Origin of the sequence: Solibacillus sp. FSL K6-1554 (assembly GCF_038005185.1) — a bacterium.
GTDB lineage: Bacteria > Bacillota > Bacilli > Bacillales_A > Planococcaceae > Solibacillus > Solibacillus silvestris.
Map to the genome: position 1 here is coordinate 2,996,150 of NZ_JBBOSS010000001.1, position 12,786 is coordinate 3,008,935.

The window sequence follows — 12,786 nt, forward strand, 5'->3', positions numbered from 1 at the left end:
ATAAATCTATTGGCTATTTTTATAGAACGCCAGTAAACGGTTTATTACTGAAATACTAACATAATAGTAGCGTTTTTCCTGCGTGATTTCAAACAAATGGATATGATACGTTCCGTCAATTTACAATATTATATTCATATAAATAATCGTATTTAATGTCAATGAACAAAAATTCTTCATTCGAAATGGCCATTGAATATGTTCGTGTCAACTCGCCTGTTTCAATATCACTGTATACAGAGGACAGCTCGCCTTTATTGTCTTTTGTCATTTTAATAATGTTCAACAGGAAATAAGGACGCCAGCTCCAGTTTTTTCCGATAATTTCTTCTTGCTTTTCCCATTGTTCGTCTTTCCAACGGATATTCGGAGATGTTTGGAAACCATTACTGTCGCAAATATAAATACGAAACGCGCATTTTTCCAAAGCCTTTGCCAGCTGCATTAGTTTATCAATTTGTGAAGTGGATGGATTGATCTGATCGACTGTTGAACAAATTGTCCGTTCAAGACGCTTCATTTCCTCATATTTATGCAGAAGCAGCTTTTTCTCCGTTGCTATAAACTGCACACACTCTTTGCGGAAACGTTCTTTTAAAGAATCGCGCACTTGCAGCTCCTTATGCGGCAGTTGCAAATAAGGGCCTTTGAAATAACGAGTCCCGTTTTTCCATCCATGCTGTAACTGGTACACCGTTTCAATATTTTCGACTAATAATTGCGTACCCATCTTTACAGCGAGTGTTCGGATAGTTGAAAACGCATGGTTTTGCGAACCCCATAAATTGTAGTTCAACTGACCAACATTGATTTTAAGAATAGCAGGTTCGAGTAGTAATATATTTTCAAGCTGAGTTTGCGAGCCGACATCTGCCAATGCAATTTTAACACCGTATGTTTTGATATATCGAATTAAATGCTGAAGCTGGTTCAACTCCCCCTCAAAAAGATGTTCCGTCATGACTAACGTAATATTCGGAAGATTCGATTCAGCAACTGTTTCTTTCAGCATCGAAAAATAACTTTCTCCAAAATCCAGCAAAAGCAGTTCGGGATTGCATGGGATATATAAACCGACATCATCAATTAAATGAGCAACATTTTGTAATGATCTGCGGACAAAGATTTGCTCAATTTCTGCTCTAATTTCTGCTGGTACGTCCTTTTCATATGTAAACTGCTCGATATTAATCATTTCTTTTTCATTTTCACTTTCCACTTGGCCTATCGCTTCATAAGCCACGATGCGATGTCCATCTGCACTATAGATTGGCTCATATAAAATTTCGATTTGATCTAGCTTATCCAGTAATTCTAAAACACTCATTTAAAAAAGCCCCCTAGCAGTATGGTGATAACTCTATAATAATTCAAACCTTATAATAATACAAAACGACATATTAAAACATAGTTATTTTATAGGAAATATAAGTTTTAATAGTTAAAATAATTTAATTTCATACGATAGTGAAAAAATTTCATTTTAAATACTAAAGGGACACCCTAATTCGGATGATACTATATAAATAAAATTTAATAATGCAAACGTATTCCTGTTATGTTAGAGTTAAGCAAACTAAATGAGGTGCTTACTTGGATGAGCTGGCGAGAAGGAAATGTTTAGAGGAAATACGGCTCCATAAGGTACGCACTAAGAAATTACGAATATTGATCACTAATACTGATAATATTGAAGTTAAAATGCAGTTAACTAAAGGATTACTTTGGCATATTAAGCGAAAACGAGAGTTAAGAAAAATGCTGATAGATGATATTGGTTCAGATTCATAAATAGGTTGATCGGTAAGTTCCGTAATATAAAAGCAGTTTTTTTATTTACTACATATAACTTTCAGAGAGAACACAAAGAAGCGACCAACAACGAGAATAAATCGTTGTTGGTCGCTTTGTGTTTTTTTATGCTAAATAAATTTAAAGTTTAAATTCTCTTACTAATGTATTAAGTTCTTCTGCTAAATTGGCAAGATGTTTCGAACTTCCTGCTACCTCTTCCATTATACTGCTTGTTTGTTGAACAGAAGCGGATGTTTGTTCAATGCCCGCTGCAGATTCTTCAGATACTGATGCAATTTCTACAACAGAACTGTTCATCTCCTGTGTACTTGCTGAGATTTCTGATAAATTTTTACCGATAGTTGTAATACTATTTACCATTTCAGTTACAGCAACACTAATTCCTTCGAAAGTTTCTCCCGTTGACTCAATTTGTGTTTTCCCGAGTTCGACTTCTTTATACCCAACTTTTAGTGAGTCAGACACAATAAAAGTTTCTTTTTGTATATTGTCTACAATTCCTGTGATATCTGTTACAGAATTGGATACTTGTTCAGCCAGTTTTCTTACCTCATCAGCAACTACTGCAAATCCTTTTCCATGTTCGCCAGCCCTTGCAGCTTCAATAGCAGCATTTAAAGCAAGAAGATTTGTCTGATCGGCTACATCCTTAATGACGGTAACTAGATTAGATATTTCCTGTGATTGCTTATCCAACCCTGCAACCTTTTCGACGGATTCATTTACAATGGAATGAATTTTTTCCATCTGTTGAATCGATTGTTTCATTAACTCTGCTCCGTCATTGGTCATACTTAGAACGGCTTTTGAATTTCCTTCTATTCGTAACCCACTTTCATTTGCCTCTTGGACTGTTTCTGCAAAAGTATTCATTACCGAAGCTAAATCACTTGCATTATTAGCCTGTGTTTCAGAACCAGCAGCTAATTCTTGAACAGTAGATGCCACTTGTTCTGATCCCATTTTCACTTCATCGGCAGATTGAGATAGTTCTTCACTATGACTAGTTAATGTCTCTGAAGTTTCGGAAACTTTTTTCATTGAATTTCTAAGATTGTTATGTAATAAATTCATAGCATCTGCCAATCTACTTATTTCATCTTTTGATTTAATGAGCAATAGTTCTTTCGTTAAATCACCATTTGCAAGATAAGCCATCTGTTCAGTTACTTTTATAATTGGTTTAGTAATTAGATTTGCAGAGAACCAAATGATGATAACTCCTAAAATGATTGAAATACCACTAACAATAAGAATAATATTAAACAACTCAGTAGCAGGCTGATTAAAATCCGTCATATAGGTACTGGCGGTCACTACCCAATCCCAGTTTGGATCCACTTTCGAATAGGAAACCTTCTCTTCAATTTGCTCTTTATTATTTGGTAATGCTGAATTATAAAAAGTAAAACCACCGCCGTTATTGGCTATTTTAATCATCTCTTGAGCAAATTTTATACCGTTTTCATCTTCATCATCCCATGCACTAGCGCCCTCTTTAGATGGATGTGCAATTCGAGTTCCTTCTTGACTATATACAATCATATAGCCATTTTCACCTAGATCTATAGAAGCATTAATATTTCGGGTCCCATCCCCATTCTTCTCACCTAGAATAATCCCCTTTACTTTCTCTTGAGCACTTTCAAGGGAAATTGTTCCTTTTGAAACTTCCGAATTGTATGCTTCGATTGTTGCAAGTGTAAATTCAACACTGTTTTGCAAGTTTGTTTTACCTATTTGCTCTAAACTGGTAGAGCTTTTCTGGTAACTTGTCATTCCTATTACTATCATTGGAACTATCAATAGTAAAATAGAAATTCCAATTAATTTTGATTTAATAGATGAGTGAAATTCAGGTTTAGATTTAGCTTGTTTTTTCAATTAATATACACCCCTTGTATTTATAGAACTATCATTTCATTTTGTTTTGCAACTAATTAAATCCCCCTATTTATAGCATTAATTGACTATTAAAATCCCCCCAAAGAAGAGTATTAATTACTTCTCCACAACTAAAAAACATGGAAAAAAGTACTATTTATAATTCCCGAATGTTATTTTAACCTAAATTTTTACTTAATCCAACATATTTTTACATAATATACTCTTTCAGATGTTTATTTTCTTTTTTAAGCACAAAAAAAGCCTCCTTGATTTGTCATGTTTAATAACATCACAAATCAAGGAGACTTGTTATTCACAATCCATTATTCACATGGTTGCTCTACTGCAGGACGTGCTGCCGCTTTAAAGCTTGTGCCGCAGCCGCATGAAGCAAGTGCGTTCGGGTTGTCGATTGTGAAACCGCCACCCATTAATGATTGTTTAAAATCGATTTTCGTGTCTTGTAAAATACCCGCATCTTCTTTTGATACGATAATTTGAATGCCGTGTTGGCTGTCTACGAAGTCGTCATCATTAATTGTTTGCTCGAATGCCATTCCGTATGAAAGTCCACTACAGCCTCCGCCTTTTACGGCTACACGCAGGCTCGCATTTTCTTCTTCGTTTTGAACCATCATTTCTTTGACTTGAAATGAGGCCGCTTCTGTTAAAATGATTACTTGTTTTTCACTTGCCATTCCAGTCACCTACTTTCTTTTATTTATCATATCAATTGTAAAACCTATCTGACAACAAAACTGCTCTACCTGATTATATTCCTGCATTGAGTAAAAACTTTCAAGGAAAAAATACCTAAAAATTTCACATCAATTCGGTATATTAATCACATTTTTAAATTTTCCTTGCTATAATAAAGGAACATAATTAAATGAAAGGTATGAACCTTTATGGAAATTTCCCCATTTTACGAAAAGACAGTGAACTGTATTCATTGCAAGAAAAATTTTTCTACACTAAAAGTTCGTACCAAGTCCATAAAAATAGAGCATACAGCATCCGACTTTCAACCAGTCTATACAGACAATTACGTGAATGCATTATATTATAATGTATTTGTTTGTCAGCATTGTGGGTTTTCGTTTACGGAAGACTTCAGTAAATATTTTGCTCCAGGTGTGAAAGAACAAATCAATGAAAAAATTTGCAGTCATTGGGTACCGCACAGTTTCAGTAATGAACGTTCTATTTTTGAGGCCATTCAAACATACAAACTGGCATTGTTTTGCGCAACAATAAAAAAAGAAAAATTTGTTATTACATCAGGCTTGGCATTGCGGTTGGCGTGGTTATATCGATCATTAAAAAATAATATACAGGAACAGCGCTTTTTAAAAATGGCACGCGATCATTATATGGAAAGCTATTCGACGGAAGATTATGCTGGCTCAACAATGTCCAGTGTACGGATAGTGTATATGATCGCCGAGTTGTCCCGTCGCCTTGGCGATTATGAAAATGCAACACGCTTCTTTTCACGTGTAATTGAAAGTCAACGTGTAGGCGGAGAAGCTAAACTCGTTAATATGGCAAAAGAGCAATGGGAATTAGTTCGTCAAGAGCGCGGTAAAATAGCCCAATAAAAAAGAGCTGCCAAGTAAGTAAAAACTTTCTTGGCAGCTCTGTAGTCTTGAATTAGAAAACTTGTTCTACTTCGACGATACCCGGCACTTCTTCTAAAAGAGCACGTTCGATACCTGCTTTTAATGTGATTGTAGAACTTGGGCAGCTACCGCATGCGCCTAATAAACGCAATTTTACGATACCTTCTTCAATATCTACCAATTCACAGTCTCCGCCGTCACGTAATAAAAACGGACGTAATTTATCTAAAACTTCTTGTACTTGTGCATATTGTTCTGTTTCTGTCATTTTGCTCGACTCCCTTCATTAAAATCATTATAATGTGAAGGAGCAAAAAAATCCATTATTGAATCACGAAAGGTTGGAATTCCTATGTCACAATCTCATCCAGTTATAGAAGTATTCGGCGCTGACATCATCTGTGCCAGCTGTGTAAATGCACCATCTTCCAAAGATACATATGAATGGCTCCAAGCTGCAATTTCACGAAAATATCCGGAACAGCCGTTTACTATCCGCTATATCGATATTGAAGGTGTAATTGATAATGAACGTGATCAAGATTATGCAAACCGTATTCATGAAGATGAATTTTTCTACCCTTTAGTTTTAGTAAATGATGAAGTAGTTGGTGAAGGCTATGTGCAGATTAAGCCTGTATTTACAGCGCTAGAATCGGCAGGCTTTGTACCAACTGAAGAGTAAAAATATTAACATAACAAAAAATTCAATTTTCTCCTCGAGGAAATTGAATTTTTTGTTTTAAAGTCAAATTGAATTCCTTTACAGGGATGATCAATTTTTAGTTTTCGTTTTGCTTTTTATAGTACCAAAGCAGACCCGACTTCATAAGGCGTGCAATGCGTCCTGTTACCGTTGTATCCGCCAGATGAACGAAGCCTTGCTTTTTCCCAAGGGAGCCCATAAAGCCTTTCATTTTGATTTCTGAAAGCTTTTCTGGAAGCGGCTCGCCTTTCCAGCGCATTTTTAAGACTTTAACGATACGTTCGCCTTGTTCTTCTGCCAATTGCGCTGTTGGAGGTAAATGTGAAGAAGCACAATCTCCAACTACAAATACATTTTCATCCCCAACTACATGATAATGATCCGTAATAATCGGACGATTGAATTTATCTTTTTCAACATCCAGTTCACGAACGATTTTCACAGGCTGTACACCAGCTGTCCATACGATTACGTCAGCTTCAATTACTTCATCATGGTTGTATAAACGTCCTTCTTCAACGCGCGTAATATTCGATTCTGCGATTACATCGACGTTATGTTTAATAAACCAGGACTTGATATACTCACTTAGCTTTTCCGGGAAATCACGTAAAATACGGTGAGAACGGTCAAATAATTTAATTTTTAAATCAGAACGGCTTTCACGTAGTTCACTCGCAAGCTCGATTCCTGAAAGACCTGCACCAATAATGGCAACCGTTGAACCTGGAGCCAATCCGCATACTTTTTCGAAAGTTTTACGTGATTTGGCGATTGTTTGAATACTATATGTGAATTCATCGGCACCCGGCACTCCATGGTATTTATCAATACAACCTAAACCAATTACAAGCTGGTCATAGGAAAGCTCCTCGCCGTCACCTAAATAGATTTTTTTATCTTCACGGTCGATACGTACTACTTCTCCGTAAACGCATTTTAAGCGCTCATGTTCCGGAAACGCAACTCGGATTTCCTTATCTGTTGATGTACCTGCAGCAAGTGCATAGAATTCTGTTTTCAAACTATGGAATGGTGTACGATCAACCAATGTAATTTCTACATCCGCTGGTAAGCTTGGCAATAGACGAAGTAGAATTCGCATATTTCCGTATCCGCCACCTAATAATACTAACTTTTGCATAGCATATTCCCTCATATCTGTAAGTAATCAATTACGAAGCTGCTAGGCATCATAATTGTGTTCACAAAGTTTCCATAAGTATTATAACTGTTTGTGATAAGTTTCACAATATATTAAATGATATTTTGTGAATAAATTCACATAAGTTAATGATGCCATTTCATTATAAAGGATCGCAAGGATTTTCAAACATCAGCCGAAAGTTATTAAATCAGAGAAATTGACGTTTTCAGCAAAAAAAAGTAGGATTGCTAATAGTGAGGTGACAACATGTTAAATCCATTAGTCGAATTTTGCATTAGTAATTTAGCAAATGGTGCGCAACAAACATATGAACAACTGGAGCAAGATCCTGATATTGATGTATTGGAATATGGCTGCTTAAGCTACTGCACAAAATGCGCCGAAAACTTTTATGCTGTTGTGAACGGGGATATAGTTGAGGCGGATACTCCAGAAGAGCTGACGAAGCGCATTTATGAATATATAGAAGAAAATCCGATGTGGTAAACGACCCACACCGGATTTCTTTTTGTTTATTTAATAAGTTCCAACAAATTTTCTACACAATAATTAGGCAACTTTGCTTGTTTTTTTACAATCTCAGTAGGCGTAACACCCGTATTGACATGAATTGTATCACAACCGAAGTTTATCCCACACAAAATATCGGTATCATAGTTGTCCCCGACCATGACCATTTCACTCTTTTCAAAGTGATGCTCTTCAGCAATGATTTGCAGCATTACCGGTGATGGTTTCCCAACAAAGGTCGGTGTAACCCCGGATACATTTGCAACTAATTGAACAAATGATCCATTCCCGGGAGTAAAACCGGTTTCGTTCGGAAATTTAATATCGCCATTTGTTCCAATAAGCTGTGCGCCATTCTGGACATAGTCACATGCTTTTACAAGTTTCTCATACGAGATTTGACGGTCAATGCCCATTACAAGAACATCGCTTTGTTCATCGGTAATTTCTAATCCTTGCTCGATTAAAGCAGTACGAATGCCCAATTCACCGACTACATTTACTTTTTTATTACTACTCATTTTTGCAACATAGGCTGCCGATGCAAGTGAACTTGAATAAATATGATCAAGGGGTGCATCCACGCCAATATCTTGTAAAACTTGCTGCAGTCTTTCACGGGTTTTCGATGAATTGTTCGTTAAATAATACGGCTCAATTCCCTCGCTCTGCAGTAAATGAACAAATTTTACGGCAGAATCGATCGCTTCTTTCCCACGATAGATTGTCCCATCCAAATCAAAGCAATACGCTTTATATAGGAACATTATGCCTGATCCTCTGGTAAGAATGCTGAAACTGGTCCTAATTCATTCGTTAAGTAATCGTGAACTTTTGGTGAGAATTGCTTTAGTATATTTAAGTTTGCTGTTAATACATTTAAAATTTCTTCACTATCTACAGCGATAAATTCACGAACGATCATTTTGCGTAAGCCGACAACCGTTTTTAATGGTGCATCCATCTCTTCTGTAATCACTTTTTCATCAACGAAAATATCGATAATGTCTTCGTAACTTCCAGGGTCACGCATAATAAAACCGTCAATCACCAGGTTTCCTACATCCATCATCGCTTCCATTACATTATGGGCGATACGCTGTAATGCCAGCTTATGAATATCATCTGCCAACCAGTTTTCTGTCGATTCAAAGATTGCCAATAATTCGTCCAAGTGTGCTAAGTTGTTTGTAATTTTATTTCTATCTACGAAGTACATAGATAAAGCCTCCATTCAATCAATAAAAGTTGATAGTGTTTTCCTTTATATAGTACCATATTCTTTAGAGATGGAAGGGGTACAAAACAAAATGGAAAGATTTTTCTTATATGATGATGTAGAAGATACAAAAACGCGCTTCGTCAGCTTTGCCGGAAAAACACAGCGTTATGATTTAGCCATATTACAAAGTAGTCGCTTTTTCGGAAAAGTGCTCGTCCTTGATATTCAGTTTGGGCGTTTTGCCATCATTGGAGCAGATGATGTGGAAGAGCCAGGTTATTTAGAGCATGTATATAACCGTACAGAAGAAGAGACGGAAGACTTACGAGAATACTTGCGTGAACTATTAAGCTAAAAAAGAGGGGGCGCTATACAACGCCTCCTCTTTTGTTCGTTATTCAACTGTTTCTACTGGCTCTTCTGCCTCAGTTTGTTGTGCGATTATTGGTTCCTTCTTTTGCTCTGGTGCACGGCCTGTTTTATGAACTATAAAATAGGCGCATCCAAAATTACAATATTCATACAAATAGTCTTGAATCGTGCTAATTTTTGTATCAAACGTGGATTTTTGATTTTTGTCATCAAAAAATCCTTTTAAACGTAGCTGACCGTAACCCCAGTCCCCTACAATATAATCATATTTCGTCAATATATCTGAGTATCGTGCGATAAATGCATCTTCTTGAAAGCCTTCCCGCACATTTTCGATCACTTCATAAGCATACCCATCTGCAATAATCAAACTAGACACCACCTATCTATTTCCATGTTAATGAATATTGAAGATGAAAGCAATATTCACAACAAATTTTGTAGGTAAATATGGTGAAATCAGCAATAGTCCGTCTTTCACCAAGTATTATTATACTCGCCAAAATAAGTTGAACGTCTATTTTTTACAATGTAACACTTGATTGTTTTGCTGCATTCACTTGTTCATCCGCATGGTAACTACTGCGTACTAATGGACCTGCCTCACAATGACTGAAGCCTTTTTCCATAGCGATTTTACGCAGCTTGCCAAACTCGATCGGAGAGTAATATTTTTTTACTGGCAAATGTTTTTTCGTAGGCTGTAAATATTGACCGATTGTCATAATATCAACATTGTTTGCACGCAAGTCATCCATTACTTCATAAATTTCCTCTAATGTTTCTCCTAAGCCAATCATTAAAGAAGATTTTGTCGGAATAGTTGGCTGCATTTCTTTTGCTCTGCGTAAAAATTCCAGTGAACGGTCATATGTCGCTTTTGCCCGAACACGTGGTGTCAAACTGCGTACTGTTTCGATATTATGGTTTAAAATATCCGGCTTTGCATCCATCAGAATGCGTAAACTTTCTTCACGGCCGCTTAAGTCGGATGGTAGTACTTCAACAGAAGTTAACGGACTTTTACGGCGAATTGCACGCACCGTTTCCGCCAATACTTCCGCGCCCCCGTCTTTCAGATCATCACGTGCTACCATTGTAATAACAACATGTTTTAAGTTCATTAACGCAACGGAATCTGCAACGCGTTCCGGTTCCGCCAAATCCAATTCATTAGGCAATCCTGTTTTAACTGCACAGAAACGACATGCCCGCGTACATACAGAACCTAAAATCATCATTGTTGCTGTACGACGCTCGCCCCAGCATTCGTGAATATTCGGGCAGCGAGCTTCTTCACATACCGTATGCAAATTATTGTCTCGCATTAATTTTTTTAATGCTTTGTATTCGTCATTGGTATTTAGCTTAATTTTTAGCCACTCTGGTTTGCGTAAGTGCTCTTCCCTCGGATTAGTTGGTTTACAAGATGTCATGTCATTTACTCCCCTCACTCAAATGCTACGATGTTTCTGATGTCAGATTATCATATTAACTACTTTCCAACAACAGAGTATTCTTATAATTTTAATTTATCATAATTAAGTTACTATTCGTAAGGGATTGGTACTTCAATAGACGGCTGTGCTCCTTCACCTGCACTGTAAATATGCGGCACTGTCCCTCTTACTAAACCGATTGCAATTGGAATTTTCTGTTCGACCGATGCAGACTTACTGGCAAATGGTACAATAATCTGGACATTAACACCAATCAGTAAATTTACTTCTACAATTGCATTATTTATGCCAAATTCACTTACTGTTGACTCAACATTACTATTTACATTACCAATAATGTGAAAGCGAATCGGTATTTTAGGTCCTAAATTTCCGATAATCGGAAGGTTTAATGCCTGCCCTAACGGTACGAAAAATACGATTCCGTCTCCTGCTTCCATTTTACCTACGTCATATTCCACATTTTCCAAATTTGGCAAATGTGATAAATCTCCATTTTCGGCCTGTTCTAAATACTCTTTTACTAATGTTGTCGTTTCTGCACGCACTTGGTTAATTATTTCCGTATTAAATTTTGTCGTAATCATATCGTCTGACTGTGTGGGTAAATCAACGATGACATCATTTACATCAAGTACACTGGATGTTCTGGAATTAATTGCTTTACTCACGACATACGAAGCTACTTTATGCGTTTGGACTTCCGCGTACTGCAAATAGGTTGGCATTAATCTGCCGTTCATGACATATATACTAAGACAAACCATGCCGATAATACTGACGATGACGATCGTTACGACATTATGCATTTTGCCTTTTTTCCTGCCATAGGAATTCCACTTTCTTTTACGAAAACGCAAAAAAAATCCTCCTTCCCATAAAATATGAGAAGAAAGATTTTTTATTCAATATTTCCCTCAAAATCCACATCAACTTTTTTAATATCGATTGTCGGGTAATCACTTAAACATAGTTCATATGTAGCGCCCAGCATTTTGCCGTTTTCTTGAAAAATACGGATCCAAGGTCGTGTCACATCAACAAGATTTTGCTTCGATACAATTCCACGTCGGCCATCTGTGAGCAACACAATTGTACCATTTGCATAGTGGACTACGCTCCGTCTGAATGCCTCCATTACCTTTGCATCAAAAAGCTTCCCATCACCTTTGTCAATGATTGCAATCGCTTCTGAAGGCAACATTTTCTTTCGGTAAATGCGATTCGATGTCAATGCATCAAATACATCTGCAACAGCGATGATTTTTGCAAACGGATGAATTTCATTGTTAATAATCCCCCGTGGATAACCGCTTCCATCGATTCGTTCATGGTGTTGGAAAGCGCAATGTGCTACGAGCAATGATACTGAATGTAAGTTGCGTAATAAATCAAATCCGTAGCGTGCATGATTCTTCATCTCTTCATATTCTTCATCCGTTAAGTTGCCCGGCTTTAGTAAAATATCAGGTGAAATAAGCAGCTTCCCCACATCATGTAAAATTGCCCCAATTCCAATTAATCGTATATCTTCGTAAGAATAGCCCATTTCTTTAGCAATTGCGATTGAATACAGTGCTACTTGGAATGAATGCTGATAAATATATTTATCATATAAATACGCATCTGTCAGCACCATTAATACTTCCTCGCTATTTACGATGGCATTCATAATATCATCGACAATTAAGCCAATCACTTTGGACTGTTGATCCAGTACATAGGATGCCTGATCCCGTTTAGCTTTTTTTACATTTTCGAATGATTTAGTCATATTTTTTACGGCTTCCATTCTTTTTAACGGAGCAATCGTTTCTTCTATTTCAATTCCTGCTGATAGTTTATCATCAATGTATAAATAATGAATATTCAGCTCTCGCAGCCTTTCAATAATTCGGCTTGTTACAACGACGTTTTTGTGAAGCAGTGGATGGCCGGCTTCATTCCAGATAGTCCTGCCGACTGTCATACCTTCTTTCAAAACATTTATCGATATTAATCGCATCTATATTTATTTCTCCATT

14 protein-coding genes and 1 pseudogene are annotated in these 12,786 nt (G+C 36.7%); 4 read left to right on the forward strand and 11 right to left on the reverse strand.

Going from position 1 to position 12,786, the window contains the following annotated elements; translation table 11 throughout:
• Positions 1–115: 115 nt before the first annotated feature.
• From MHB58_RS15035 to MHB58_RS15045, 3 genes are all read right to left on the reverse strand, one after another.
• Positions 116–1,327 carry an EAL-associated domain-containing protein gene (locus tag MHB58_RS15035; protein WP_340735475.1) on the reverse strand — a complete coding sequence of 404 codons (1,212 nt, stop codon included), beginning with the start codon at positions 1,325–1,327 and terminating at the stop codon, positions 116–118.
• Positions 1,328–1,932: 605 nt separating this feature from the next.
• Entirely contained in the window at positions 1,933–3,699 is a 1,767-nt protein-coding gene (locus MHB58_RS15040; protein ID WP_340735476.1) for a methyl-accepting chemotaxis protein, read from the reverse strand.
• A 326-nt stretch (positions 3,700–4,025) separates the two neighbouring features.
• The gene (locus MHB58_RS15045; RefSeq protein ID WP_008409036.1) at positions 4,026–4,400 is read right to left on the reverse strand and encodes a HesB/IscA family protein; all 375 of its coding nucleotides are present in this window, start codon (positions 4,398–4,400) and stop codon (positions 4,026–4,028) included.
• A 210-nt stretch (positions 4,401–4,610) separates the two neighbouring features.
• On the opposite strand from MHB58_RS15045, the gene MHB58_RS15050 reads away from it, so the two are divergent.
• Entirely contained in the window at positions 4,611–5,303 is a 693-nt protein-coding gene (locus MHB58_RS15050) for a DUF2225 domain-containing protein (protein ID WP_340735477.1), read from the forward strand.
• Positions 5,304–5,355: 52 nt separating this feature from the next.
• On the opposite strand, the pseudogene MHB58_RS15055 reads toward MHB58_RS15050, so the two are convergent.
• Positions 5,356–5,648: pseudogene (locus tag MHB58_RS15055) on the reverse strand (NifU family protein).
• 28 nt (positions 5,649–5,676) lie between these two features.
• On the opposite strand from MHB58_RS15055, the gene MHB58_RS15060 reads away from it, so the two are divergent.
• Positions 5,677–6,009 (forward strand): YuzD family protein, encoded by a 333-nt coding sequence (locus MHB58_RS15060; protein WP_340735478.1) that lies wholly within the window; start codon positions 5,677–5,679, stop codon positions 6,007–6,009.
• A 97-nt stretch (positions 6,010–6,106) separates the two neighbouring features.
• Here the strand turns inward: MHB58_RS15060 and MHB58_RS15065 are convergent, their stop codons facing one another.
• Positions 6,107–7,174, reverse strand: coding sequence for an NAD(P)/FAD-dependent oxidoreductase (locus MHB58_RS15065; RefSeq protein WP_065216297.1), 1,068 nt, complete (start codon positions 7,172–7,174; stop codon positions 6,107–6,109).
• Positions 7,175–7,444: 270 nt separating this feature from the next.
• On the opposite strand from MHB58_RS15065, the gene MHB58_RS15070 reads away from it, so the two are divergent.
• The gene (locus MHB58_RS15070) at positions 7,445–7,684 is read left to right on the forward strand and encodes a YuzB family protein (protein ID WP_008408654.1); all 240 of its coding nucleotides are present in this window, start codon (positions 7,445–7,447) and stop codon (positions 7,682–7,684) included.
• Positions 7,685–7,710: 26 nt separating this feature from the next.
• On the opposite strand, the gene MHB58_RS15075 is transcribed toward MHB58_RS15070, so the two are convergent.
• On the reverse strand, positions 7,711–8,475 hold the full coding sequence (locus tag MHB58_RS15075; RefSeq protein WP_340735479.1) for a TIGR01457 family HAD-type hydrolase: 765 nt from the start codon (positions 8,473–8,475) through the stop codon (positions 7,711–7,713).
• On the reverse strand, positions 8,475–8,927 hold the full coding sequence (locus MHB58_RS15080) for a DUF86 domain-containing protein (protein WP_340735480.1): 453 nt from the start codon (positions 8,925–8,927) through the stop codon (positions 8,475–8,477). The genes MHB58_RS15075 and MHB58_RS15080 overlap by 1 nt, the downstream gene beginning before the upstream one ends.
• Before the next feature lie 91 nt (positions 8,928–9,018).
• Between MHB58_RS15080 and MHB58_RS15085 the strand changes: the two genes are divergently transcribed.
• Positions 9,019–9,285, forward strand: a complete 267-nt coding sequence (locus tag MHB58_RS15085) for a DUF3055 domain-containing protein (protein WP_008408657.1) — start codon at positions 9,019–9,021, stop codon at positions 9,283–9,285.
• Between the two features lie 39 nt (positions 9,286–9,324).
• Here the strand turns inward: MHB58_RS15085 and MHB58_RS15090 are convergent, their stop codons facing one another.
• The 4 genes from MHB58_RS15090 to MHB58_RS15105 all read right to left on the reverse strand — a co-directional run bounded on the left by MHB58_RS15090 (position 9,325) and on the right by MHB58_RS15105 (position 12,767).
• On the reverse strand, positions 9,325–9,672 hold the full coding sequence (locus MHB58_RS15090; protein WP_008408658.1) for a YutD family protein: 348 nt from the start codon (positions 9,670–9,672) through the stop codon (positions 9,325–9,327).
• Positions 9,673–9,826: 154 nt separating this feature from the next.
• Positions 9,827–10,738, reverse strand: coding sequence for a lipoyl synthase (gene lipA / locus MHB58_RS15095; RefSeq protein ID WP_008408659.1), 912 nt, complete (start codon positions 10,736–10,738; stop codon positions 9,827–9,829).
• A 113-nt stretch (positions 10,739–10,851) separates the two neighbouring features.
• A complete protein-coding gene (yunB, locus tag MHB58_RS15100) occupies positions 10,852–11,622 on the reverse strand; it encodes a sporulation protein YunB (protein ID WP_008408660.1) in 771 nt (256 codons plus the stop codon).
• 41 nt (positions 11,623–11,663) lie between these two features.
• Positions 11,664–12,767, reverse strand: coding sequence for an HD-GYP domain-containing protein (locus MHB58_RS15105; protein WP_340735481.1), 1,104 nt, complete (start codon positions 12,765–12,767; stop codon positions 11,664–11,666).
• Positions 12,768–12,786: the final 19 nt, after the last annotated feature.